The sequence below is a fragment of the Actinomadura terrae genome, from assembly GCF_022751215.1.
Taxonomy (GTDB): Bacteria; Actinomycetota; Actinomycetes; order Streptosporangiales; family Streptosporangiaceae; genus Spirillospora; species Spirillospora terrae.
In genome coordinates this window covers 808166-832116 of the sequence record NZ_JAICDG010000001.1, presented here as the reverse complement: position 1 = coordinate 832116, position 23951 = coordinate 808166, and the positions used below count along the sequence as shown (strand labels likewise).

Below are 23951 nucleotides of genomic sequence, written 5' to 3'. Positions count from 1 at the left end.
ACCGGGTTCTACGGCACCGGGTTCCACGGCACCGGTCTCGCCGGGTTCCGTCTCGTCGTTCCCGGGCGCGGGCGGCCCGGGAGAGTGTCCGCCGTCCACCTCACACGCCGCCCGGCTCGGACGCGGCGGTGCGCGGGTTCGCCGACAGGTGCTGCCCGACCCGGGTGACCAGCATCGCCATCTCGTAGGCGATGATCCCGAGGTCGGCGTCCCCGGCGGCGAGGACGGCGAGGCACGCGCCCTGCCCGGCGGCGGTGACGAACAGGAACGACGACTCCATCTCGACGATCGTCTGCCGGACCGGCCCGCCGCCGAACGACTCCCCGGCGCTGCGCGCGAGGCTCTGGAAGCTCGCGGCGACCGCCGCCAGATGGTCGGACTCCTCGCGCTCCAGACCGCGCGAGGCGGCGATGCGCAGGCCGTCACTCGACAGCACCACCGCGTTCCGCACCGGCGTGACCCGCTGGACGAGGCTGTCGAGCAGCCAGTTCAGCTCGCCGCCGCCTCCGCCCTGGACCTCCGTGCCGGAGTGCTGGGCATCTGTCATCGGGTGTCGTCCTCCTGGTCGCCTTGGTTCGGCCCGGTCTCGGCGGCCTCGTGCCTGCCGCGCCGCCACCCGTCCTGCATGGCGGACATCATCGAGCGCAGCGCCTCAGGCGAGCGGGCGTCGCCCGCCTCCGGCTCGTCCGGTGCGGCGGCCCCGCCTCCTGATCCTGTGCCCGCCGGCTGCGGCTCCGCGTCCGCCGGTACGGGGGCGGACAGCGGCATCGTCGGTTCGGGCCGCCGGTCCCGCTCGGCGAGATGCTCGTCCACCCGCTGCTTGAGCTGCGGCGCGAGGTGCGACTGCCGCCGCCGCTTGGGCAGCTCGCCCTCCTTGGGAGGCGCCGCGGGCGGCTCGTCCGCCGCAGGCTCAGGCTTGGGACGCGCGGGCGGCACCGGCGCGACGGGCGCGGGACCTGGAGCGGGCGCGGAAGCGGCGGAGCCGGAGTCGGCCACGAGGCGCACGACGCCGCTCTGGTCGGTCCGCGGACGCGCGGACGCCGACAGCGCCGGAGCCGCCTGGGACACGGCCTCGATCGGGCCGGTGGCGCGGCGCCCGACCTCGGGCTGGGCAGCCTCGACGATGAGCGAGCCGGGGAACAGCACGATCGCGGTGGTGCCGCCGTAGGGCGACTGGCGCAGCGTGACCTGGATGTCGTGCCGCTCGGCGAGCCGTCCGACGACGAACAGCCCGAGCTGCGCGCTGTCGGACGGGTCGAACTCCGGCGGCTCGGCCAGCCGCGCGTTCGCGGCGCGCAGCGCCTCGTCGGTCATCCCGAGCCCGCGGTCCTCGACCTCGATCGCGAAGCCGCTCGCGACGGGGTGCCCGCTGACCCGCACCGGCGACTGCGGCGGCGAGAACGTCGTGGCGTTCTCCACGACCTCGGCGAGCAGGTGGATGGCGTCGGCGACCGCGGAGCCGAGCAGCGCGACCCGGGGCAGCGGCTGGACGCGGACGCGCGGGTAGTCCTCGACCTCGGCGACGGCGCCGCGCACCACGTCCACCAGCGGGACGGGACGCCGCCAGCCGCGCCCGGCGGTCTTGCCCGCGAGGATCACCAGGCCCTCGGCGTGCCGCCGCATGCGGGTCGCGAGGTGGTCGAGCCGGAACAGGTCCGACAGCTCGGCCGGGTCCTCGGTGCGCCGCTCCATCGTGTCGAGCAGGCTGAGCTGGCGGTGCAGCAGCGCCTGGTTGCGGCGGGCGAGGTTGACGAAGACCTCGCTGATCCCGCGCCGCGCGGCGACCTCGCCGGCGGCGGCGCGCAGCACGGCCTCGCGGGCGCGGTCGAAGGAGTCGGCGATCTGCCGGATCTCGCTGATCCGGTACTCGACCTCGGGTTGCGGCTCGGCCTCGGCGGCCTTCCCGGCGCGCACCTGCGCGGCGATCAGCGGCAGCCGCTGCCGGGTGAAGTCGACGACGCCGCCCGCGAGCGTCCGGCACTCGCGCAGCAGCCGGCGCGCGACGCGCACCGCGATATAGGTGGACAGCACCACCGCGAGCAGGCCGAGGCCCCCGGCGAGCGCCAGCCGCAGCAGGAGGCCGACCGCGATGCCGTGGGCGTGGTCGATGACGTCGTCCAGCGCCGTGTTCTCGAAGTCGTAGAGGCGGCCGTTGACGGTGTCGGCGACCGACCGCCAGACGGACGCGTCGACCGGCTGCGCCCGCTCCGCGCCGCGCGCGGCGCCCTGCCCGCTCTGTCCGCCCTGTCCGCCCTGCCCGTTCGCGCGGTTTCCGCGCGTCTTCGCCGGGGCCGGTTCGTCGCCGCGGATGACCTGGTCCTCAAGCGTCCGCAGCCGGACGGCCATCGGCGACGTCGCGATCGCCTCGTAGCGGGCGCGGCCGCCGGCCGGGAGGTTCGGCGCCGTGTCGGCGTAGAGCATCCGCTGCGCGCCGACGAGCTGCGCGAACTCCCCGCGCTCGGCGGGCGTGAGGTTCCCGGCCGCGAGCGCGCCGGTGAGCAGCGCGTCCTCACGCGCGAGGAACTCGCGGGCGCGGCCGATCGAGGTCAGCGTCCGCGCGTCGGCGGTGATGGCGCCGTTGCCCGGCGTCGTGGCGTTGTACACGCCGAAGCCCGCGTCGATGAGGTCGGAGTACTCGCGCAGCGCCCGGTCGCGGCCGACGACCCGCTCGTCCACCGCGCGGCGGGTCGCCTCCAGCGAGCCCATCCGCGCGACGAACGCGTCGATCCGCCGGACGATCTCGGGCTGGATCGCCCCGCGCATGCTCCCGTCCCTGCTCCCCCGCCGCACCTCTTCCCGCGCCTCGTCCGTCGCCTGCCGCTGCGTGCGCATCTGGCTCCGGTCGGACGTCCGCGCGCCGCCGAGCTCGGCCAGCGACAGCCGCCGCTCCTTCTGCAACGCGTCGACGAGCCGCTGCGTGGGCAGCACCGACTTGTTCTGGAACTCCCGCGCCTGGAGGAGCTGCCGCGCGTCCCCGTAGGTGATGCTCGTGACGAACACCCACAGCGAGGCGAGCGCGAGTAGCGGCACGAGGACCAGCAGCGTGATCCTCGACCGGATGGAGGAGAAGCGGAGCGCCCTCACGGCGCGCGGCCCCCGCTCACACGGTCGGCGCTCACACGGTCGGCGCACACCTGAACGGCGCTCACGTGGACGGCCTTCGGTGGTGCCGATGAGTGGGACATACTGTGAAACCTCCCGATGCGGGGTGTACGGGGGTCTGCCGGAGCCTACTACGTCAAAGGTTCACGGGGACCGCACGGATGATCGTCAGCCCGCGGGCGCAGGCCCTGCCCCGGACGCCCCGCCCGCCTCCTCCCCACCGGCCTCCCCGGCCGCCTCCCTGCTCGCCTGCCTGGACTCCGCGCAGGCCAGGACGTGTTCCATCAGGGCGATGAGCACCCTCTTCGACGACTCGCGGCGGCGGACGTCGCACAGCACCACCGGGACGCCGGGGTCGAGGTCCAGCGCGTCCGCGACGTCCTCGGGGCGGTGCCGCTCCGCGCCGTCGAAGCAGTTGACCGCGACGACGAACGGCAGCGACCGCCGCTCGAAGTAGTCGACGGCGGGGAAGCACGCGGGCAGCCGCCGGGTGTCGGCGAGCACGACGGCGCCGATCGCGCCGGTCGCCAGCTCGTCCCACATGAACCAGAACCGGTCCTGGCCCGGCGTGCCGAACAGGTAGAGCAGCAGCCGCTCCGACAGCGTGATCCGGCCGAAGTCCATCGCGACGGTCGTGGTCGTCTTGGCGCCGACGCCGGTGGTGTCGTCCACGAGCACGCCGCGCTCGGTCAGCGGCTCCTCGGTGTGCAGCGGCCTGATCTCGCTGACCGAGCCCACCATCGTCGTCTTCCCCACGCCGAACCCGCCGGCGATGAGGATCTTCGTGCTGACCGGCCCTTCGGGTCGCTCGGGCTCCACCGCGACCGTGGAGACCATGGGCACCTCCTTGCGGCGCGCGGGCGCGCCCGGTCAGTAGCGGTCGGCGGTGCCGAACCGCGGGTTGGCCTGAAGGTGCTGGCCGACCCGCTTGACCAGCACCGCCATCTCGTAGGCGACCAGGCCCGCGTCGGCCTCGGCCTCGGCGAGCACGGCGAGGCAGGTGCCGTCGCCCGCGGCGGTCACGAACAGCAGCAGCGCGTCCATCTCGATGATCGTCTGGCGGACGTTGCCGCCCGCGAAGTGCCGCCCGGCGCCCCGCGCGAGGCTCTGCACGCCGGAGGCCAGCGCGGACAGGTGCTCGGCGTCCTCGCGGCCGAGCTCGCTGGACGCGGCGACCGCCAGCCCGTCCCGGGACAGGATCACCGCCTGCCGGACGGTCGTGACGCGGTCGGCGAAGTCGTTGAGCAGCCAGTTGAGCTCACCGGACACGGTGTTGTGCGTCATCGCGTTCCCTCATCCCCGTTCGCCGGACGTCCTCCCCGAGGCCGGATCGCCCCCGAGCCCCCCGAAGCCGGGTGCCCTCCCCTGGCGGTCCCTCGGGCCGGCTCGCGGGGTGCTGCGATCATAAAGGCGCCCCTTGTCGGCACCGCAACCCCTTCGTCACATTCGTGCGAGTTGCCGCTATTGAGCGTTCATGCGGCGAACGCCGTACCACCGGCGAGGAGCCACGCCAGCCCGTGGGGACGCCGTTCGAAGACACTGTTCGAATGAGATAACGGCAAATCCGAACAAGATAGTTCATTTCCCCCTGTGCCGGGGAGCGGAATGCGACATACTCTGCTGCTTCGCTCAACATTCGACGGCGCCGGCGGAACGGCGCCGACAGAACAGCCACGGGCACAGCCGTCCGGCGACGCGGGCGCGACGACACGGGAAGGAGATCGACGATCTATACAGGCAGTGACAGGGGCGGGAACGGCGGTGCGCCGGACGCGCCGCGAAGCAGGTCCGGCCAGGGCGGAAGGCCGACTCCCGGGCCCGGGGGCGTTACGATTCCCGCCGTGAGTCCCGAAAGCCAGGCATCCGAGGCACTCCCGTCGCGACGCCGCCGCACACCGCGCGGCGGGCGACATCGCGGCGACGAGTCCTTCCTGCTGCCCCCCGGATCCCCCACACTCGTCCTCGCCGTCCCCGGCGCCGCCCGGCGGGCCGGTACCGAGATCGCCGCGGAGCTCGCCCGGCTCGTCGAGATCGAGCACACCGGCCAGCCCGCGCACGTCGGTTACGTCGAAGGCGACGAGGCGGGCCTGCCCGCCGTCCTCGCCGGACTGACCCAGGGCGAGCCCGACGAGCCCGCCGCCGTCGTCGTCCCCATGTCCACCGGGCCCGACCCGGCGCTGGAGTCGGCCGTCCGCGCCGCCGTCGCCGCCGCGCCCGTGCCCATGGTCGCGGCCGAGCCGCTCGGCCCGCACCCGCTCATCGCCGAGGCGCTGCACGACCGCCTCGCCGACGCCGGCCTCGCCCGCGCCGACCGGATCAGGATGATGACGATGGTGACCGGCGCGTCCGGCTTCGTCGTCGCCACCCCGGGCGACGCCTACGCCGTCCGGCAGGCCGAGGTCACCAGCGTCCTGCTGGCCTCCCGGCTCGCCGCGCCGGTCTTCACCGCCTCCCTCGGCGACGAGGCCGCCGTCCGGGGCGCCGCCGACCAGCTCCGCGCGTCCGGCGCCGCCTCGGTGGCCCTCGCGCCCCACCTCATCGGCCTCGAACCAGAGTGGGAGTACGTCGCGCCCGCGGCCGCCGCCATCGGCGCCGCCCACTCCGGCCCCCTCGGCGCCCACCCGGCGCTGGCCCGCCTCGCCGCCCTCCGCTACGTCGAGGCGCTGGCGACCGCGCTGGCCGGCTGACTGTGTTCATGAAATCCCGGCCCACCGCCCTCGCCTGGCGGCTCGGGCGGTGACCGTGCCTTGGCGGGCACGGAATCGCTTCGCGATCTTCCCGGTGGGGCCACGTCGAAGCCCGGCCGCGCGGGACGGCGGTGGGAACTGGTCCGCCCCCGTCCCGCCGGTCCGGCCGGTCACGAGGCCCTTCTCAGCCAGAAACCTGCTGGATTAGGGGCGCCATCTGCTCGCCCATGTTCCGGGGCACGGTGATCGGCTCGGCGGCGTTGATCGCGGCCCAGTTGTCGCGGACGTCCTCGGCCGACAGCGTGCCCGCCTGGACGTATCCCGGCCCCTCCGCCACGAAGACCTTCGCGACCCGGCCGCCGCCGACCGTGTAGACCTCGCCGGTCGCCGCGTTGTCCTCGTGGACGAGGTAGGCGACCAGCGGCGCGACCTGGTCGGGGCCGAGCCGGTCCGCGAACTCGGCGGGCAGCAGGTCCTCGGTCATCCGCGTCCAGGCGAGCGGCGCGATCGCGTTGACCCCGATGCCGTACTTGGCGCCCTCCTGCGCGAGCGTCCTGGTGAGCCCGACGAGGCCCATCTTGGCCGCCGCGTAGTTGGCCTGGCCGAAGTTGCCGAACAGGCCCGCCGGGGACGAGGTGTTGACGACGCGGCCGTAGCCCCGCTCGCGCAGGTGCGGCCACGCGGCGCTGGTGACCAGGAACGATCCGCGCAGGTGGACGGCGATGACCGCGTCGAACTCCTCCGGCGTCATGTTCTTGAACGAGCGGTCGCGCAGGATGCCCGCGTTGTTGACGACGATGTCGATCCGGCCGAACGCCTCCAGCGCCGTCTGGACGATCGCCCGCGCGCCCTCGACCGTCGCGACGTCGCCCGCGTCGGCGACGGCCTCGCCGCCGGCCGCGGCGATCTCGTCCACGACCTCCCGCGCGGGCCCGGCGGACGCGCCGACGCCGGACCGGTCGCCGCCGAGGTCGTTGACGACCACCCGGGCGCCGCGCGCGGCGAGCTCCAGCGCGTGCCGCCGGCCGAGGCCGTGCCCCGCCCCCGTCACGACCGCGACCCGGCCGTCGAAGCGCAGTTCCGCCATCCCAGTCTCCTCAGTCGCTGTCTTTGCTCACGGGCTCTCACCACCGCATCGGCCGCACCCCGGACACGGGCCCACCCGGTGGCACCAGCTAACCGAATCCCGCTCGGTCTCGCATCCCGTGCACGTGCGGCGGGTGCGCCCCGCGCACGCTGCGGCTTCCTAGAAAGTTGCGACGATTACCGCATTTCGCCGTCCTTTCCGCGTAGTCTCCACACCCATCGCGGTATCCCGCCGCCGCGACGGAGCACCGGAGGTCACGCCTCGATGAGTTCCGCCGACGCCAGTCCCCGCCCGCTCCGCGTGGTGCAGTGGGCGACCGGAGCACTCGGAGCCCGGGTGCTGCGGGGTGTCCTGGACCATCGCCGCCTGGAGCTGGCCGGGGTCTGGGTGCACAGCCCCGCCAAGGAGGGCGTGGACGCGGGCGTGCTCGCCGGGCGCCCGACCACCGGGATCACCGCGACCCGCGAGCTGACCGACATCCTCGACCTGGACGCCGACTGCGTCGTCTACGCGCCGGGCCCCACCGGCGACCCCTACGCCGACCTCGACACGGTCTGCGCGCTGCTGTCGTCCGGCAAGAACGTCATTTCGATGAACGGGCTCGTCTACCCTGCGGCGCACGGCCCGTTCCTGGTGAACGAGCTGGAGCAGGCGTGCAAGCGCGGCCGCACGTCGCTGCACGGCTGCGGGATCAACCGGGGCTTCATGGCGGACGTCCTGCCGCTGATGCTGTCGCGGATGTCGTGCGGGATCTCGCACGTGTACGCGCGCGAGTGCAACGACCTCGCCCGGCACCCGTCCTGGCCGATGGTCCACCGCATGATCGGGTTCGGGAAGGACGAGGAGACCTACCTGCGCGCGCTCCGGCCCGCCCGGACCGCGATGCGGTCGCTGTACTCCGAGAGCCTGCACCTGATGGCGGCCGGGCTGCACATCGACCTGGACGAGGTCGACGTGGACGTCGACCACCGCGTCGCGGGCGCCGACCTGCGCATCGCGTCCGGGCTGATCCCGCGCGGCACGGTCGCGGCGGCCCGCTGGACGTTCAACGGCATCGCGGCGGGACGTCCCGTCCTGACGATCGAGGCGATCCACAAGGCGGACGCCGCGCGGCTGCCGCTGTGGGGGCCGCCCGGCTACGCGGTGCGTGTGCACGGCATGCCGTCGGTCACGCTGACGACCGGCGACGACTGGATCACCGACCCGCTGTCGGCGGCCGCGTGCCACGCGCTCAACGCGATCCCGGTGGTGTGCGCGGCCCCGCCCGGCATCCGCACCTTCCTGGACTTACCGCACATCGGCGGCCGTATGCGCCTCGACCGCCAAGAGGGCTTCTGACCCACGAAGGACCCGCGAAGGACCCGCGAGGGTCTAGGGGCGGGTCTGCTCCAGCGCCTGCTCCGGCGCGTCCGCCTCCGCCTCGGCCTCCTCGCGGGCCTCCCGGCGGTGCTTGCGGACGCTCCACACCACGATCGCGGCGACGGCGGCGACCGCGAGCCCGATCGCCAGGCCGCGCCCGGCGAGCTTGGCGGCGTGGTCGAACGCCTCGCCCGCGAAGTAGCCGCCGAGCGTGAACGTCAGCACCCAGGTCACGCCGCCGATGAAGTTGAACAGCAGGAACTTCGGATACGGCAGCCGCGAGCTGCCCACCAACGCGGGCATCAGCGCCCGCAGCAGCGCCGTGAAGCGGCCGATGAACACCGCGAACGCGCCCCGGCGGCGGATCAGGTCCTGCGCCTTGGCGACCTTGGCGCTGTGCTTGCTCATCGCCCTGGTCTGGAGCAGCCGCGGCCCGAACTTGCGGCCGATCTCGTAGCCGACCGAGTCGCCCGCGACGGCGGCGACCACCGCGACGACCAGCAGCACCGGCAGCGAGAGCTTGTCCTGGCTGGCGAACACACCGCCCACCACGATCGCGGTCTCGCCGGGGAAGACGAATCCGAAGAACAGGGCCGCCTCGGCGAACACCAGGCCCGCGATGAGCAGGAGCACCAGCCACGGGGGAAGCCCGTCCGCCAGAGCGTTGAAGTTCTCGAGCATGCGTCCCCTGCCACCTGCTGGTCCCAGCCGCCCCGCGACCGGCGCGGCCGGTTCGGCCTAGTTCGACAAAGCTACAGACGGTTATCGTAGCCGTGGGGTTCCCGGGCGCGGATCCCCCGCGGGGACGACTGTCCGGGGCCATGACGTCGACCTGGGGAGGAGCCGCCATGACCGCGCAGGAGGTCGAGGGCGGACGGTTCGTCCGGCAGCGCAACCGCTTCACCGAAATGATCACGGCCGGCGGCGAGAGCGGGTACCGGGCCGAACCCGGCCGCTACCGGCTGTTCGTCTCCTACGCCTGCCCGTGGGCGCACCGGACGCTGATCGTCCGGCGCCTGCTCGGCCTGGAGGACGCCATCGGCGTCGGCGTGGTCGACCCGATCCGCGACGAGCGGGGCTGGCGGTTCCCCGACCACGACCCCGTCACCGGGACGGTGTTCCTGTCCGAGCTGTACCTGGCGTCCGACCCGGGGTTCAAGGGCCGGTACACGGTGCCCTGCGTCTGGGACACCGAGACGGGCCGTCTCGTCACCAACGACTTCCCCAACATCACCACCATGCTGGAGACCGAGTTCACCGCCCTCCACCGCCCCGGCGCGCCCGACCTGTACCCGGTGGAGCTGCGCCCGGAGATCGACGAGCTGAACGACCTCGTCTACCGGACCGTCAACAACGGCGTCTACCGGGCCGGGTTCGCCACCGCGCAGGACGCCTACGAGGAGGCGTTCGACGCGCTGTTCGCCACCCTCGACGTGCTGGAGGAGCGGCTGTCGGGCCGCCGGTACCTGTTCGGGGACGCCGTCACCGAGGCCGACGTCCGCCTCTACCCGACGCTCGCCCGCTTCGACGCCGTCTACTACTCGCACTTCAAGTGCAACCTGCGCCGCGTCGCCGACTACCCGAACCTGTGGGGCTACGCCCGCGACCTGTACTCGATCCCCGCGTTCGGCGAGACGACGGTCTTCGACCACATCAAGCGCCACTACTACGTGACGCACCCCACAATCAACCCGACCCGCATCGTGCCCAAGGGCCCCCTCCTCGACTGGACGGCGCCGCACGGCCGCGAACGGCTCGCGTCCGCCTGACTCCCCTCGGTCAGGCCGCTCCCCGGTCGGGACGAGCGTCCGCCGACGTCGGGGGCGCCACCTGCCGGGAAAGTTCATGACCTGGCGCATCCCGTCGTTATGCTGACGGATCTCCAGAAAGATCCCCACGACAGGAACCGAGAGGCCACCCGACCATGCGCAGCCAGTTCTTCGGCAACATCGACCAGGGCCAGCAGTTGCCCGGCCACTTCGCACTCCAGAACTCCAAGATGCTCCGGGTGCACCTGAACGGCGACGTCCTCGCCCGGCAGGGCTCCATGGTCGCCTTCCAGGGCCAGATGGAGTTCGACTACGAGGGCGCCGGCGGCATCGGCAAGTTCATGAAGAAGGCGCTGACCGGCGAGGGCGTGCCGCTGATGCGCGTCAAGGGCCAGGGCCTGCTGTTCGTCGCCAACGACGCCGACGACATCCACCTGTTCTACCTGGAGAACGAGGGGATCACGGTCAACGGCAAGAACATCCTCGCCTACGACTCCCACCTCCAGTCCGACATCCAGCGCGTCCAGGGCGCGGGCATCGCCGCCGGCGGCCTGTTCAACACCACCCTCCAGGGCACCGGCTGGGTGGCGCTCACCACCCACGGCACGCCCGTCATGCTGGACTGCGGCCGCGCCCCGACCTTCGCCGACGGCCAGTCCGCCGTGGCGTGGAGCACCAGCCTCCAGGTCGGCGTGAACCGCACCTTCAAGGCGGCCGCGCTGATCGGGCGCGGCAGCGGTGAGGCGATGCAGCTCGCCTACCAGGGCCAGGGCTTCGTCCTGATCCAGGCCAGCGAGGGCCCGACCGTCGCGCCGCACACCCACTGAGGCGCGCCCACCGACGCCGGGGGCGCCCCCCATCTCGCACGTCCGTCCGTTCACCGCGCGGCCCCCGGTGAACGGCCACGGGGGTGGGGCTCCCCCCGGGTGGACACCGCGAGGTGCAAGTGCGAGTAGCCTTATTGGGTCTTATAACTCACCTGCGAGCTGCGGAAGAGGGCGATCTCCGCCGTGTCGACAGAGTCGTCGCAAACTAGTGCCGACCCCAAGAACACAGACTTCGGTGCCAACGAGTGGCTGGTCGACGAGCTGTACCAGAAGTACCTCGAGGATCCGAACTCGGTTGACGAGGCCTGGTGGAACTTCTTCGCGGACTACCAGCCGGACACCCGGCCCGCGTCCGCGACCACCCCGGCCACCGATGGGGCGGCCGCCCGGGCCGCCAACGGCACCGCGGCCGCTCCGCCGACACCCAAGCAGCCGGTAGCAGCCCAGCCCGCCTCGCCGACGGCGTCGCCGGCGAAGCCCCAGCCCAAGGCCGGCTCCAAGGCCGACGCCAAGCCGGACGCCAAGGCCGCGCCCAAGATCGCGCCGCCGCCGGTGCCCGCGGGCGCCGAGGAGGTCAGGCTGCGCGGCGTCGCCGCGCGGACGGCCGTCAACATGGAGGCCAGCCTCGGCGTCCCGACCGCGACGAGCGTCCGCGCCGTCCCGGCGAAGCTGCTGATCGACAACCGCATCGTCATCAACAACCACCTCAAGCGCGGGCGCGGGGGCAAGGTCTCCTTCACCCACCTGATCGGGTACGCGATCGTCAAGGCGCTCGCGGCGATGCCGGAGATGAACGCCGCGTTCACCGAGGTCGACGGCAAGCCGGTGCTGATCCGGCCCGAGCACGTCAACTTCGGCCTGGCGATCGACCTCCAGAAGCCCGACGGCCAGCGCCAGCTGGTGGTGCCGAGCGTGAAGGCCGCCGAGACGCTGGACTTCCGCCAGTTCTGGGCCGCCTACGAGGAGATCGTCCGCAAGGCGCGCGGCAACAAGCTGACGCTGGACGACTTCCAGGGCACGACGATCAGCCTGACCAACCCCGGGACGATCGGCACGGTCCACTCCGTCCCGCGGCTGATGCCGGGCCAGGGCACGATCATCGGCGTGGGCGCGATGGAGTACCCGGCCGAGTTCGCCGGCGCGTCCAGCGACACGCTGTCGCGCATGGGGATCAGCAAGGTCATGACGCTGACCTCCACCTACGACCACCGGATCATCCAGGGCGCGCAGTCCGGCGACTTCCTGCGCCGGATCCACCAGCTCCTCCTCGGCGAGGACGGCTTCTACGACGAGATCTTCGAGGCGCTGCGCATCCCGTACGAGCCGGTGCGCTGGGTCAAGGACATCTCCGCCTCCCACGAGGACGACGTCGCCAAGGTCGCCCGCGTCCACGAGCTGATCCACGCCTACCGGGTCCGCGGCCACCTGATGGCCGACACCGACCCGCTGGAGTACAAGCAGCGCCGCCACCCCGACCTCGACATCCTCAAGCACGGCCTCACCCTGTGGGACCTGGAGCGCGAGTTCGCGACCGGCGGGTTCGGCGGCAAGCCGACGATGCAGCTGCGCGACATCCTCGGCGTGCTGCGGATGGCCTACTGCCGCACGGTCGGCATCGAGTACATGCACATCCAGGACCCGGAGGAGCGCGCCTGGATCCAGGAGCGCGTCGAGGTCCCGCACGACAAGCCCTCGCGCGAGGAACAGCTGCACGTCCTGCGGCGGCTGAACAGCGCCGAGGCGTTCGAGACGTTCCTCCAGACCAAGTTCGTCGGGCAGAAGCGGTTCTCGCTGGAGGGCGGCGAGTCCGTCATTCCGCTGCTGGACTCGGTGATCTCCGCGGCGGCGGGCGACAGCCTCGACGAGGTCGTCATCGGCATGGCGCACCGCGGGCGGCTGAACGTCCTGGCCAACATCGTCGGCAAGTCCTATGGGCAGATCTTCGGGGAGTTCGAGGGCAACCTCGACCCGCGCAGCGCCCAGGGCTCGGGCGATGTGAAGTACCACCTCGGCGCGTCCGGCGACTTCGTCGCCGCGGACGGCTCCAAGATCCACACCGAGCTCGTCGCGAACCCGTCCCACCTGGAGACCGTCGACCCGGTGCTGGAGGGCGTCGTCCGCGCCAAGCAGGACCTGCTGGACGTCGGCGAGGCCGGGTTCAGCGTCCTGCCCATCCTGATCCACGGCGACGCCGCGTTCGCCGGCCAGGGCGTGGTCGCCGAGACGCTGAACCTGTCGCAGCTGCGCGGCTACCGCACCGGCGGCACCGTGCACGTGGTGATCAACAACCAGGTCGGCTTCACCACCGCGCCCGAGTACTCGCGCTCCAGCGTCTACTCCACCGACGTCGCCCGGATGATCCAGGCGCCGATCTTCCACGTCAACGGCGACGACCCGGAGGCGTGCGCGCGGGTGGCGCGGCTGGCGTTCGAGTACCGGCAGACGTTCAAGAAGGACGTCGTCATCGACATGGTCTGCTACCGGCGGCGGGGCCACAACGAGACCGACAACCCCTCGTTCACCCAGCCGCTGATGTACGACCTGATCGACGCGAAGCGGTCGGTGCGCAAGCTCTACACCGAGGCGCTGATCGGGCGCGGCGACATCACGGTCGAGGAGGCCGAGCAGGCGCTGCGCGACTACCAGGAGCAGCTGGAGCGGGCCTTCATCGAGACCCGCGAGGCGGTCAAGAAGCCGCTGGAGCCCGGCTCGGTCGTCAAGCCCGACGTCGAGGAGCGCATCCCGATCGACCACGGCCGGGCCGGGTCGGCGATCCCGCAGGAGACCGTCAAGCGGATCATCGAGTCCCAGGTCAGCCTGCCGGAGGGCTTCCACGTCCACCCGCGCCTCCAGCCGATCCTCCAGCGCCGCGCCCAGATGATCGAGGACGACGCGATCGACTGGGCGACCGGCGAGCTGCTCGCGCTGGGCTCGCTGCTGATCGACGGCCACCCGGTGCGGCTCGTCGGCCAGGACTCCCGGCGCGGGACGTTCGGCCAGCGGCACGCGGTGCTGTTCGACCGCAAGACCGGCGAGGAGTACGCGCCGCTCAAGCAGTTCGGGCAGGGCGTGTCGAAGTTCTACGTGCACGACTCGCTGCTCAGCGAGTACGCGGCGATGGGCTTCGAGTACGGCTACTCGATGACCCGTCCCGACGCGCTGGTCCTGTGGGAGGCGCAGTTCGGCGACTTCGCCAACGGCGCCCAGTCGATCATGGACGAGTACATCTCCTCGGGCGAGCAGAAGTGGGGCCAGCACTCCGGCGTCGTGCTGCTGCTGCCGCACGGCTACGAGGGGCAGGGCCCCGACCACTCGTCCGCGCGGATCGAGCGCTACCTCCAGCTGTGCGCGCAGGACAACATGACCGTGGTCTACCCGACCACCCCGGCGAACTACTTCCATCTCCTGCGCTGGCAGGTGCTGTCAGGGCGGAACAAGCCGCTGATCGTGTTCACGCCGAAGTACCTGCTGCGGCTGAAGGCGGCCACCTCGGCGGTCGCGCAGATCACCGGCGGCGCGTTCCAGCCGGTGATCCCCGACGAGAGCCCGGCGGTCGAGCCCGCGGGCGTGCGGCGGGTGCTGCTCACCACCGGCAAGATCTACTACGACGTGGTGAAGGCCAGGGACGCGGCGGGCGCGAACGACACCGCCGTGATCCGGGTCGAGCGGCTGTACCCGCCGCCGGTCGACGAGATCCGCGCCGAGCTGGCGAAGTACCCGGCGCACACCGAGGTCGTGTGGGTGCAGGACGAGCCCGCGAACATGGGCGCCTGGCCGTTCATGGCGCTGAAGCTGCCGCACCACATCGAGGGGCTGCGGCTGTCGCGGGTGTCGCGTCCGGCGTCCTCGTCCCCGGCGGTCGGCTCGGCGAAGCTGCACCAGGCCGAGCAGGAGGCCCTGCTGACCCGGCTGTTCGGCGAGAAGTAGGCACGCGAGCGAAACCGGGGCTCCGGCGCGGCACGCGCGCGCCGGAGCCTTCGCGTATACGGGACCGCGAAATTCTGGAGACAGGCCCTGGAACCTGCCTGAAAGTCAGGGCCCTGGAGAGAGAACACACCATGTACTTCACCGATCGGGGGATCGAGGAGCTCACCGACCGCCGGGGGGCCGAGGAGGTCAGCCTGACCTGGCTCGCCGAGCGGTTCCGCGAGTTCGTCGACCTCAACCCCGAGTTCGAGACGCCGGTGGACCGCCTCGCGACCTGGCTGGCCCGCCTCGACGACGAGGACGAGGATTAGGACGGGACCGGCGACGCCGCCCGCCCGGCGCAAACACGATACATCTTGACTTCCGCGAAACGCGACATATCGTGTCTACCGGCAGGGGCGTCCGACGAAGGGCCACGGCGATGTCACGCTGGACGATCGACGAACCGACCACCCTCGACTTCGACGGGGTGGTGGCGCTGCGCACGACGCTGATCGCCGGGAGCGTGTCGGTGCTCGCCTCCGACGAGCGCCCGTCGGTGATCGTCGGCGAGGTGGCGGGCCCCCCGCTGGTCGTCGGACACGAGGCGGGAATGCTCACGATCACGCACGAGCGGCTCCTGGAGGGCGTGCTGTCCTGGCTGCGCACCCAGCGGTGCCACGCCTCGATCACCGTCACCGTCCCGCGCGACTGCCCGGTGTCGCTCACGCTGGTGTCGGCGGAGGCGCTGATCACGGGCGTGACGGCCCGCACGTCGATCAAGAGCGCCTCCGGCGAGGTGACGCTGGACGGGGTGCGCGGAGCGGTTGACGCCAACACCGTGTCCGGCGCGATCGAGGCACAGGGGCTGGCCGGGACGGTGACGTTCACCTCCGTATCCGGTGACCTGTCGCTCGCGGGCGGGTCGGTCGAGCGGCTCGCCGCCCGCACGGTCAGCGGCCGCATCGCCGCCGACGTGGACCTCGTCGGCGCGAGCCGGGTCGAGGTCACCACGGTCTCCGGCGAGGTCGCGCTGCGCGTCCCGGAGTCCACCGGCGCCGCGGTGTCGCTGACCTCGGCCACCGGGCGCATCGAGACGTCGTTCGCCGGACTCGGCGAACGGGAGCGGGCCGTCATGCGCGGCGTCGCCGGCACCATCGGCGACGGCGCGGGACGGCTCACGGTCAACACGGTGTCGGGACCCGTCACCCTCCTCGGCCGGGAGGATGACGAGCCGGAGATCGCCGAACCCCGAATGGAGAAGTGACGTGAGCCCCGTATTCGGCCACGGTCGCCTGCGGCTGTACCTGCTCAAGCTGCTGGAGGAGAGCCCGCGGCACGGATACGAGGTGATCCGGCTGCTCCAGGACCGCTTCCTCGGGGTGTACTCGCCCTCCCCCGGCACGATCTACCCGCGGCTCGCCCGGCTGGAGTCCGAGGGCCTGGTCACCCACGAGGTGGTCAAGGGCAAGAAGGTGTACTCGCTGACCGACAAGGGCCGCGACGAGCTGGAGCGGCGGATGGACGAGCTGGCCGAGCTGGAGGAGGAGATCACCGCCTCGGCGCAGGAGTTCGCGCGCGGCGTCCAGCAGGACGTCCGGCAGACGGTCCGGTCGCTGCGCGAGGAGCTGACCCAGGCGGCGCGCGACATGCGCGACCAGGGCAAGGCCACGTCCAAGGACGCCTGGAAGGAGTCCACCGAGCGCCAGAAGGACGAGTGGAAGCGGCAGAAGGAGTACTGGCGCGAGCAGAAGCAGGCGTGGAAGGAGGAGTGGCGGCAGAACTGGGAGGACGCCTGGCGGACGGCGACCGGCACCAGCGAGGACGTCGCGCGCCTCAAGCTGGAGCGCCTGCTCCGCAAGTTCGTCGAGGACGTCCGCAAGGGCGCCAAGAAGTCCGGCCTGGACGAGGCCGACCTCGCCGCCTGCCAGCGGCTGCTGGAGGAGACCCGCGAGCGCCTGCGGACCGAGATCTTCCGCGACAGGTGAGGATCGCGGGCCGTGACCGTGGCCATGACCGTGGCCGTGGCCGCCGTGCCGGTGGCCACGGCCCACCCGACGTCAGGTCGTGAAGACGATCTTGCCGAAGAGGTCGCCCTCCGCCATCGCGGCGAAGCCCTCCCGGGCCCGGTCGAGCGGCAGCGTCCGGTCGATCGGCGGGCGGACGCCCGACTTGACCAGGAAGTGCGCCAGCCGCTCCAGCTGCCCCCGGGTCCCCATCGTGGAGCCGACGACCTGGAGCTGGAGGAAGAACACCCGGTTCAGGTCGGCGGGCGGCACCGCGCCGCTGGTGGCGCCCGACACCACGACCCGACCGCCGGGACGCAGCGACTTCAGCGAGTGCGACCAGGTCGCCTGGCCGACGGTCTCGATCACCGCGTCCACGCGCTCGGGCAGCCGCGCGCCGGACTCCAGCGCCGCGTCCGCGCCGAGTTCCAGCGCCCGGGCGCGCTTGGCCTCGCTGCGGCTGGTCGCGTAGACGCGCAGGCCCGCCGCCGACGCCAGCGCGATCGCGGCGCTCGCCACGCCGCCGCCCGCGCCCTGCACCAGCACGGACCCGCCCGGCTCCACCCCCGCCTTGTCGAACAGCATCCGGTAGGCGGTGAGCCACGCCGTGGGCAGGCAGGCCGCCTCCTCGAACGACAGCTCCGGGGGCTTGCGGACGAGGTTGCGGCGCGGCACCGCCACCTTCTCCGCGAGCGTCCCCTGGTACCGCTCCGACAGCAGCGACCGCTTCGGGTCGAGGGTCTCGTCCCCGCCGCCGCGGTCGGGGTCGCCGATCACCGCGTGCACGATGACCTCGTTGCCGTCCTCGTCCACCCCGGACGCGTCGCATCCGAGGATCATCGGGAGCCGGTCGGCGGGCAGCCCGACGCCCCGCAGCGACCAGAGGTCGTGGTGGTTGAGGGCGGCGGCCTTCACCGTGACGGTCGTCCAGCCGTCCGGTACCTCGGGGTCCGGTCGCTCGCCGAGCGTCAGCCCGTTCAGTGGATCGTCTGCGTCGATGCGCGTGGCGGTGACAGCGAACATGCACGGCACACTAACCCGCCGTCCCCGCGCCGGACGGCCCGCCCCCGCCGCAGCGGGAAGAGGACGGGCCGCCGGGCGCGCGTCAGAGGACCCTGGAGAGGAAGTCCTGCGTGCGGCGGTTCCGCGGGTTGGAGATGACCTCCTCCGGCGTGCCCTTCTCCACCACGACACCGCCGTCCAGGAAGACGAGCGTGTCGCCGACCTCCCGCGCGAACCCGATCTCGTGGGTCACGACGATCATGGTCATGCCGTCCAGCGCGAGCTGCTTCATGACCTCCAGGACCTCGCCGACCAGCTCGGGGTCGAGCGCGGAGGTCGGCTCGTCGAACAGCATCAGCTTGGGCTCCATCGCGAGCGCGCGGGCGATCGCGACCCGCTGCTGCTGGCCGCCCGAGAGCTGCGAGGGGTAGCTGTCGGTCTTGTCCGCGAGCCCGACCCGCTCCAGCAGCGCCGCGCCGCGCTCGCGCGCCTCCGCCTTGCTCTTGCGCCGGACGTGGACCGGCGCCTCGCACACGTTCTCCATCGCGGTCATGTGCGGGAAGAGGTTGAAGCGCTGGAACACCATGCCGATCTCGCGGCGCTGCTCGGAGACCTCCCGGTCGCGCAGCTCGTAGAGCCGGTCGCCCTTCTGCCGGTAGCCCATGAGGTGGCCGTTCACCCACAGCCGTCCGGCGTCGATCTTCTCCAGGTGGTTGACGCACCGCAGGAACGTCGACTTGCCCGACCCGGACGGGCCGAGCACGCACATCACCTCGCCGGGCGAGACCTCCAGGTCGATGCCCTTGAGCACCTCCAGCCGCCCGAAGTGCTTGTGCACCGACTCGGCCTTGACCATCAGGCCCTCGGCGCCGTCCGGCACGCTCATGCCCCTCCTCCGCCGCTGCCGAAACCGAGCGCGCGCAGCCCGGCGCGCTTGTGCGCGGGGACCCCGCTGCCGCGGGCGAAGTACCGCTCCAGGTAGTACTGCGCGACCAGCAGGAAGCTGGACAGGAGCAGGTACCACATGCACGCCGCCACCAGCATCGGAAAGACGTTGAACGACTTGTCGCCGACCGACTTGAGCTGGAAGAACAGCTCGTTGTTGACGGGGACGAAGGCCACCAGCGCCGTGTCCTTGAGCATCGCGATCGTCTCGTTGCCGGTCGGCGGCACGATCACCCGCATGGCCTGCGGCAGGACGATCCGCCGCATCGCCAGCATGCGGGACATGCCGAGCGCGCCCGCCGCCTCGTTCTGCCCGGGGTCCACCGACAGCATCCCGGCCCGGACGATCTCGGCCATGTAGGCGCCCTCCGAGAGGGCGAGCGCGAGCAGGCCGGCCATGAACCCGGTCAGGATCGTGTTGGCGTCGACGGTGAACAGCGTGGCGTCCATGTCCACGCCGAGCGCGTCGCCGAGCTGGCCCGCGAAGGGGACGCCGCCGACGTGGTACTTGGCGTACAGGATCCCCATGTTGCCGAACATGACGGCGAGGACCAGCCGGGGCACGGCCCGGAAGAACCAGGTGTAGACCCACGCGACCCCGCTGAGGATGGGGTTGCCCGAGAGCCGCATGACCGCGAGCACGATCCCCAGCACCACGCCGATGATCATCGACAGCACCGTCAGCAGGACGGTGGTCCGCACGCCCTCGACGACGTTCGGGCGGAAGGCGTTGTCGATGATGAACGACCACTGGAACTGCTTGTTCGTGACCAGCATGTGCACGAACATCGCGGCCAGGACGGCGAGCACCGCCACCGCGACCCAGCGGCCGGGATGCCGGACGGGCACGGCCTTGATGGCCTCGGGCCGCGTCCCGTCCGGCTTCACGAGGTCGGGTGTCCCGGGCTGTTCGCCGGGCTTCTTGTCGTCCGACATCCGGTCAGGAGACCTTCGGGTTCACGGCCGGGTCGGTGATCGCGCCCTTGCCGACCTTCCACTTGTCCAGGACGCGCTGGTAGGTGCCGTCGGTGATGATCGCCTTGTAGGCGCCCGCGAGCGCCTCGGCGAACTGCGTCTGGCCCTTCTTCAGCGCGACGCCGTACGGCGCCTGCCCGTAGGGCTCGCCGAGCAGTTCGAGCTGGCCCCTGGACTTCTCGACGGCGTCGACGAAGACGGGGTAGTCGGCGGAGCCCGCGTCGTCCTTGCCGGAGGCGACCGCGGCGGTGGCGGTGCTCTGGTCCTGGAACTGGTCGATCTTGATCTCCGGCTTGCCCGCGGTCTTGCAGTCCTTCGACCGCTTCTGGAGGTCGGGGACCTCGACGGTGCCGGTCTGCACCGCCACCTTCTTCCCGCACGGGTTCTCCAACTGGATGCCCAGCGGGTTGCCCTTCTTCACGACCCACTGGATGGGCGCGTTGAAGTAGCTCACCATCTCCGTGTCCTTGAGCCGCTCCGGGTTGATCGTAAGCGAGGAGATGCCGGCCTCGTACTTCCCGGACTTCACGCCGGTGATCACTCCGGTGAACGGCGTGGTGATCCACTGGGTCTTCAACCCGAGCTTGGCGGCGGCGGCGTCGAACAGGTCGACGTCGAACCCGACCACCTTGTTGTTGTCGAGGAACTCGGCGGGGGCGTAGGTGGTGTCGGAGCCGATCTTGATGACCCCGTCGGCCTTGACCTCGGCCGGCACCATGGCCGCGAGCTTGCTGTCCGGGCCGCCCTTCGGCGTGATCGACGCCGTCGGCTCGGTGGACTCCTTCTTCTCGCCGCACGCCGCGAGCGCGAGGGCGCCCGTCAGCACGAGCGCGGACGCGGCGACGGCGCGGCGGCGCAGAGAACCGGTGGTCACGGGTCCCCCTCCAGTGGTGTTTCCCCCGGATCCGGACGGCCCGGGGGGCAAGAGCACATTTTTGCGTACAACATCCCTGATCTGGATAAAGGCTCCGAAACAATCACGCAACGACGAAGCCTGCCCGTACGTCACCCTCGTCCTGCCCACTCACAGCGGTCGCCCAACTACTTCGGGCAACCGCCCGCGAGCGCCCCCGCGACCACCTCGGCGATCACCCGGACGTCCGGCGCGTGCGCGCCGGGTGACGATCGCCACCGCGCATTCTCCGGAGAAGCTCAAGGGGCATATGACACAATCGGGCAACGGGTGACCCCCGTGCGTCGCGAGATGTCCACCAGGTGATCGGCCACCAGTCCGCCACCACCGCGGCGGCATCGCCCGAAAGCCAACATTCACAGACAGGGGTCGCTGTGGCTGCCGAGGCCATTCCCACTCAGAAACATCACGCACCGAACCATTCCGCGCAGAGCAATCAAGCACAGAACCATCAAGCACGGAAACACGCTCATGACGACGATCCGGCCTTCCCGCTGCACCGCGGCGGGAAGCTGGAGATGCGCTCGACCATACCCGTCCGCAACGCCGACGACCTCTCGCTCGCCTACACGCCGGGCGTCGCGCGGGTCTGCACGGCGATCGCCGACGACCCGGAGCTGGCCTACGACTACACCTGGACCTCCAGGGTCGTCGCGGTCGTCACCGACGGCACCGCGGTGCTCGGGCTCGGCGACATCGGCCCGGCCGCGTCCATGCCGGTGATGGAGGGCAAGTCCCTGCTGTTCAAGGAGTTCGCCGGGCTCGACTCGGTGCCGATCGCGCTGAACACCACCGGCGTCGACGAGATCGTCGGCATCGTGACCGCGATGGCGCCGAGCTTCGGCGGCATCAACCTGGAGGACATCAGCGCCCCCCGGTGCTTCGAGATCGAGGACCGGCTGCGCGCCGCGCTCGACATCCCGGTCTTCCACGACGACCAGCACGGCACCGCGATCGTGGCGCTCGCCGCGCTGACCAACGCGGCCCGGCTCGTCGGCAAGCCGCTGTCGGAGCTGCGCGCGGTCGTGGCCGGGGCGGGCGCGTCCGGAATCGCGGTGTCGCGCATCCTGGTCGAGGCCGGCATCGGCGACCTCGCGCTGTCGGACAGCAAGGGACTGATCTACCAGGGCCGGGACGGGCTGAACCCGGCCAAGGCGAAGATCGCCGAGATCACGAACAAGGCGCGGCTGACCGGCTCCACCGAGGAGGCGCTGCGCGGCGCCGACGTGTTCGTCGGGCTGTCGGGCAGCACCGTCCAGGAGTCGTGCGTCGCGACGATGGCCGAGGACGCGATCGTGTTCGCGCTGTCGAACCCGACCCCCGAGGTGCCGCCGGAGGTCGCGCGGCGGCACGCCAGGGTCGTGGCGACCGGCCGCAGCGACTTCCCGAACCAGATCAACAACGTGCTGGCCTTCCCCGGCATCTTCCGGGGCGCGCTGGACGTGCGGGCGCACTCGATCACCGAGGGCATGAAGCTGGCCGCCGCGAACGCGCTCGCCGGGATCGTCGGCGACGACCTGACGGCCGACTACGTGATCCCCGGCCCGTTCGACGAGCGCGTCGCGCCCGCCGTGGCGGACGCGGTCGCCGCCCAGGCCCGCGCGGAGGGGGTCAACCGGATCTGATCCACAGGACCAATTCCGTTGTCCTTTTCCGGACGGCCCGCGCCTCACCTGGGGCGCGGGCCGTCCGCTCTAAAAGTGACGGTGTAATTCTCACCACGGGGGAATGATTCCTGGGATTCGACGATCAGGTTTGACCCGTCGGGAGCGAATGTGGACCTCGCCTCTTACGCGGACCTGGCGGTCGATCTCGTGAACACGCACCAGCCCCACCGGGACGAGCTGCGTGATCTCGAAGGGCTGCGCGCCCTGCTGCTGCGCCGGCCGTATCTGGGGGGTCGGACGGCGCGCCGCGATCTGGACGCCATGCGCGAACTGCGCGCCGAACTGCGCGCCGTCTTCGTCTCCGCCGCGCGCGGGGACGAACTGGACGCGATCGAGCGTCTCAACACCCTGCTCATCCGCTATCCGGTGCACCCGACGCTGACCCGGCACGACGGCCAGGGCTGGCACCTGCACCTCAACGAGGACGGCTCGGTCCCCGACCGGGTCGCCGCGCGCGCCGCGATGGGCCTCGCCGCCCGGATCGGCTCGCGGGGCATCGGCGCGCTGGGAGTGTGCCGGGTGGAGGGCTGCGAGCGCGTGTACCTCACCGCCGCGACGAGCCGCACGCCGCGCTACTGCTGCGACCTCTGCGGCGGCGGGGCCACCGGCCCGGCGTCCGGTTCCCATCCGGGCGTGCCGCTGATGGCGATCCGCCGTCCGGCGCGCGACGGCGGCCAGTAGCGCGCGACGACGCGTCCGACGAGGAGGTGGTCGGGGACGGCGCCGAAGTCCCAGCTGTCGCTGCGGCCGGGAGCGCGCTGGTTGTCGCTCTCCAGCCACCATCCGGTGTCCGTGCGGTAGGCCGCGCGTTTCACCACGAGCAGGTCGGGACGGCCCGGATGGCGCGCGACGACGACATCGCCCGCAGCGACGCGTCCCGCGGCGCCGTGTGCTGTGGCCCCGTGGCCTGTGGCGCTGTGTCCCGTGGCGCCGTGTTCCGTGACGTGCACGAGGAGCCAGTCGCCGGGCCGCAGCGTCGGCAGCATCGAGTCGCCCTCCACGGCGACCGCGCGCAGCCTCCCGCGCCCCCGGAGCAGCACGTACAGCACCGTCCCCGCCAGCACGAAGAACACGGCGAAACGGCGCGTGAGGATCGGCACGGCTCCCCTTTCCCGTCCGCATACTTCGGCTGTCTCCGGTGATGACGCTACCGGAGGGGTTCCGGGCCGCCAGGAGGCCGGAGTCTTAGGCCGAATTACCGAGCGCCCTGGCCGGACGGGCCCAGGGGCACGAGGGTAATGTCGGTGCCCTGAGCATGATCCGAAACGAGGGAAGGGAATCGCAGGTGTTGCTCAAGCTTCTGCGCCCGAAGACCACGGTCTCCGCGCACTGCGACCTGCCGTGTGGCGTCTACGACCCGGCGCAGGCCAGGATCGAGGCCGAGTCGGTCAAGGCGATCGCCGAGAAGTACGCGTCCAATGAGGACCCGGAGTTCCGCGCCCGCGCGATCCTGATCAAGGAGCAGCGGTCGCAGCTGGTCAAGGAGCACCTGTGGGTGCTGTGGACCGACTACTTCAAGCCGCCGCACTTCGAGAAGTACCCGCAGCTGCACCAGCTGTTCAACGAGGCCACCAAGCTCGCCGGCGCGACCGGCACCAAGGGGAGCATGGACGTCACGGTGGCCGAGGAGCTGCTGGCCAAGATCGCGGAGATCGACAAGATCTTCTGGGAGACCAAGCAGGCGTGACGCGGTTCCGCGTCGGGTC

The 23951-nt window shown here is 71.7% G+C and carries 22 protein-coding genes; 11 read left to right on the top strand and 11 right to left on the bottom strand.

The features are described 5' to 3' along the window. Positions 1-100: 100 nt before the first annotated feature. The 4 genes from K2F47_RS03655 to K2F47_RS03640 all read right to left on the bottom strand — a co-directional run bounded on the left by K2F47_RS03655 (position 101) and on the right by K2F47_RS03640 (position 4386). Positions 101-547, bottom strand: coding sequence for a roadblock/LC7 domain-containing protein (locus tag K2F47_RS03655; protein ID WP_242901223.1), 447 nt, complete (start codon positions 545-547; stop codon positions 101-103). After that, positions 544-3084 (bottom strand): sensor histidine kinase, encoded by a 2541-nt coding sequence (locus K2F47_RS03650; RefSeq protein WP_242901222.1) that lies wholly within the window; start codon positions 3082-3084, stop codon positions 544-546. The genes K2F47_RS03655 and K2F47_RS03650 overlap by 4 nt, the downstream gene beginning before the upstream one ends. 186 nt (positions 3085-3270) lie before the next feature. Further along, positions 3271-3939 carry a GTP-binding protein gene (locus K2F47_RS03645; protein ID WP_242901221.1) on the bottom strand — a complete coding sequence of 223 codons (669 nt, stop codon included), beginning with the start codon at positions 3937-3939 and terminating at the stop codon, positions 3271-3273. A gap of 33 nt (positions 3940-3972) precedes the next feature. Next, the gene (locus K2F47_RS03640) at positions 3973-4386 is read right to left on the bottom strand and encodes a roadblock/LC7 domain-containing protein (RefSeq protein ID WP_156221935.1); all 414 of its coding nucleotides are present in this window, start codon (positions 4384-4386) and stop codon (positions 3973-3975) included. A gap of 557 nt (positions 4387-4943) precedes the next feature. Here K2F47_RS03640 and K2F47_RS40420 point away from each other — a divergent pair. After that, positions 4944-5789, top strand: a complete 846-nt coding sequence (locus tag K2F47_RS40420; protein ID WP_272496424.1) for a sirohydrochlorin chelatase — start codon at positions 4944-4946, stop codon at positions 5787-5789. A gap of 184 nt (positions 5790-5973) precedes the next feature. Here the strand turns inward: K2F47_RS40420 and K2F47_RS03630 are convergent, their stop codons facing one another. After that, a complete protein-coding gene (locus K2F47_RS03630) occupies positions 5974-6876 on the bottom strand; it encodes an SDR family oxidoreductase (RefSeq protein ID WP_242901220.1) in 903 nt (300 codons plus the stop codon). Positions 6877-7140: 264 nt separating this feature from the next. Here K2F47_RS03630 and K2F47_RS03625 point away from each other — a divergent pair, with 264 nt between their 5' ends. Then, positions 7141-8214 carry an NAD(P)H-dependent amine dehydrogenase family protein gene (locus K2F47_RS03625; RefSeq protein ID WP_242901219.1) on the top strand — a complete coding sequence of 358 codons (1074 nt, stop codon included), beginning with the start codon at positions 7141-7143 and terminating at the stop codon, positions 8212-8214. 33 nt (positions 8215-8247) lie between these two features. Here the strand turns inward: K2F47_RS03625 and K2F47_RS03620 are convergent, their stop codons facing one another. Continuing rightward, positions 8248-8916, bottom strand: a complete 669-nt coding sequence (locus tag K2F47_RS03620) for a DedA family protein (RefSeq protein ID WP_242901218.1) — start codon at positions 8914-8916, stop codon at positions 8248-8250. A gap of 167 nt (positions 8917-9083) precedes the next feature. On the opposite strand from K2F47_RS03620, the gene K2F47_RS03615 reads away from it, so the two are divergent. The 6 genes from K2F47_RS03615 to K2F47_RS03590 all read left to right on the top strand — a co-directional run bounded on the left by K2F47_RS03615 (position 9084) and on the right by K2F47_RS03590 (position 16725). After that, entirely contained in the window at positions 9084-10004 is a 921-nt protein-coding gene (locus K2F47_RS03615) for a glutathione S-transferase family protein (RefSeq protein WP_242901217.1), read from the top strand. A gap of 155 nt (positions 10005-10159) precedes the next feature. Continuing rightward, the gene (locus K2F47_RS03610; protein WP_242901216.1) at positions 10160-10831 is read left to right on the top strand and encodes an AIM24 family protein; all 672 of its coding nucleotides are present in this window, start codon (positions 10160-10162) and stop codon (positions 10829-10831) included. A gap of 183 nt (positions 10832-11014) precedes the next feature. Beyond that, positions 11015-14758 carry a multifunctional oxoglutarate decarboxylase/oxoglutarate dehydrogenase thiamine pyrophosphate-binding subunit/dihydrolipoyllysine-residue succinyltransferase subunit gene (locus K2F47_RS03605; RefSeq protein ID WP_242901215.1) on the top strand — a complete coding sequence of 1248 codons (3744 nt, stop codon included), beginning with the start codon at positions 11015-11017 and terminating at the stop codon, positions 14756-14758. 131 nt (positions 14759-14889) lie between these two features. Then, the gene (locus K2F47_RS03600; RefSeq protein ID WP_242901214.1) at positions 14890-15069 is read left to right on the top strand and encodes a DUF6104 family protein; all 180 of its coding nucleotides are present in this window, start codon (positions 14890-14892) and stop codon (positions 15067-15069) included. A gap of 110 nt (positions 15070-15179) precedes the next feature. After that, positions 15180-16004: a DUF4097 family beta strand repeat-containing protein gene (locus K2F47_RS03595; protein WP_242901213.1), complete on the top strand. Its 825-nt coding sequence runs from the start codon at positions 15180-15182 to the stop codon at positions 16002-16004. Position 16005: 1 nt separating this feature from the next. Then, positions 16006-16725 (top strand): PadR family transcriptional regulator, encoded by a 720-nt coding sequence (locus K2F47_RS03590; RefSeq protein WP_242901212.1) that lies wholly within the window; start codon positions 16006-16008, stop codon positions 16723-16725. A gap of 72 nt (positions 16726-16797) precedes the next feature. Here K2F47_RS03590 and K2F47_RS03585 read toward each other — a convergent pair whose 3' ends face one another. The 4 genes from K2F47_RS03585 to K2F47_RS03570 form a co-directional block, all read right to left on the bottom strand. Beyond that, a complete protein-coding gene (locus tag K2F47_RS03585; protein WP_242901211.1) occupies positions 16798-17766 on the bottom strand; it encodes a zinc-binding dehydrogenase in 969 nt (322 codons plus the stop codon). Between the two features lie 82 nt (positions 17767-17848). After that, positions 17849-18631 (bottom strand): amino acid ABC transporter ATP-binding protein, encoded by a 783-nt coding sequence (locus tag K2F47_RS03580; RefSeq protein WP_272496423.1) that lies wholly within the window; start codon positions 18629-18631, stop codon positions 17849-17851. Further along, the gene (locus tag K2F47_RS03575; protein ID WP_242901210.1) at positions 18628-19626 is read right to left on the bottom strand and encodes an amino acid ABC transporter permease; all 999 of its coding nucleotides are present in this window, start codon (positions 19624-19626) and stop codon (positions 18628-18630) included. Before K2F47_RS03575 ends, K2F47_RS03580 begins: the two co-directional genes overlap by 4 nt. Positions 19627-19630: 4 nt before the next feature. Continuing rightward, on the bottom strand, positions 19631-20539 hold the full coding sequence (locus K2F47_RS03570) for an ABC transporter substrate-binding protein (RefSeq protein WP_242901209.1): 909 nt from the start codon (positions 20537-20539) through the stop codon (positions 19631-19633). Between the two features lie 557 nt (positions 20540-21096). Here K2F47_RS03570 and K2F47_RS03565 point away from each other — a divergent pair. Then, entirely contained in the window at positions 21097-22203 is a 1107-nt protein-coding gene (locus K2F47_RS03565) for an NAD(P)-dependent malic enzyme (RefSeq protein ID WP_308198361.1), read from the top strand. A 150-nt stretch (positions 22204-22353) separates the two neighbouring features. Beyond that, on the top strand, positions 22354-22926 hold the full coding sequence (locus tag K2F47_RS03560) for an ABATE domain-containing protein (RefSeq protein WP_242901208.1): 573 nt from the start codon (positions 22354-22356) through the stop codon (positions 22924-22926). On the opposite strand, the gene K2F47_RS03555 is transcribed toward K2F47_RS03560, so the two are convergent. Continuing rightward, positions 22818-23345 (bottom strand): S26 family signal peptidase, encoded by a 528-nt coding sequence (locus K2F47_RS03555; RefSeq protein ID WP_242901207.1) that lies wholly within the window; start codon positions 23343-23345, stop codon positions 22818-22820. The two genes, K2F47_RS03560 and K2F47_RS03555, sit on opposite strands and share 109 nt — an antisense overlap. Positions 23346-23530: 185 nt before the next feature. Here K2F47_RS03555 and sodN point away from each other — a divergent pair, with 185 nt between their 5' ends. Beyond that, positions 23531-23932, top strand: coding sequence for a superoxide dismutase, Ni (gene sodN / locus K2F47_RS03550; protein ID WP_242901206.1), 402 nt, complete (start codon positions 23531-23533; stop codon positions 23930-23932). Positions 23933-23951 lie beyond the last annotated feature (19 nt).

Excerpts from the sequence above, each read along its gene's own strand:
- K2F47_RS03655 (WP_242901223.1), bottom strand. The coding sequence starts at position 547 with ATGACAGATGCCCAGCACTCCGGCACGGAGGTCCAGGGCGGAGGCGGC.
- K2F47_RS03645 (WP_242901221.1), bottom strand. The coding sequence starts at position 3,939 with ATGGTCTCCACGGTCGCGGTGGAGCCCGAGCGACCCGAAGGGCCGGTC.
- K2F47_RS03640 (WP_156221935.1), bottom strand. The coding sequence starts at position 4,386 with ATGACGCACAACACCGTGTCCGGTGAGCTCAACTGGCTGCTCAACGAC.
- K2F47_RS03630 (WP_242901220.1), bottom strand. The coding sequence starts at position 6,876 with ATGGCGGAACTGCGCTTCGACGGCCGGGTCGCGGTCGTGACGGGGGCG.
- K2F47_RS03625 (WP_242901219.1), top strand. The coding sequence starts at position 7,141 with ATGAGTTCCGCCGACGCCAGTCCCCGCCCGCTCCGCGTGGTGCAGTGG.
- K2F47_RS03620 (WP_242901218.1), bottom strand. The coding sequence starts at position 8,916 with ATGCTCGAGAACTTCAACGCTCTGGCGGACGGGCTTCCCCCGTGGCTG.
- K2F47_RS03615 (WP_242901217.1), top strand. The coding sequence starts at position 9,084 with ATGACCGCGCAGGAGGTCGAGGGCGGACGGTTCGTCCGGCAGCGCAAC.
- K2F47_RS03610 (WP_242901216.1), top strand. The coding sequence starts at position 10,160 with ATGCGCAGCCAGTTCTTCGGCAACATCGACCAGGGCCAGCAGTTGCCC.
- K2F47_RS03600 (WP_242901214.1), top strand. The coding sequence starts at position 14,890 with ATGTACTTCACCGATCGGGGGATCGAGGAGCTCACCGACCGCCGGGGG.
- K2F47_RS03595 (WP_242901213.1), top strand. The coding sequence starts at position 15,180 with ATGTCACGCTGGACGATCGACGAACCGACCACCCTCGACTTCGACGGG.
- K2F47_RS03585 (WP_242901211.1), bottom strand. The coding sequence starts at position 17,766 with ATGTTCGCTGTCACCGCCACGCGCATCGACGCAGACGATCCACTGAAC.
- K2F47_RS03580 (WP_272496423.1), bottom strand. The coding sequence starts at position 18,631 with ATGAGCGTGCCGGACGGCGCCGAGGGCCTGATGGTCAAGGCCGAGTCG.
- K2F47_RS03575 (WP_242901210.1), bottom strand. The coding sequence starts at position 19,626 with ATGTCGGACGACAAGAAGCCCGGCGAACAGCCCGGGACACCCGACCTC.
- K2F47_RS03565 (WP_308198361.1), top strand. The coding sequence starts at position 21,097 with ATGCGCTCGACCATACCCGTCCGCAACGCCGACGACCTCTCGCTCGCC.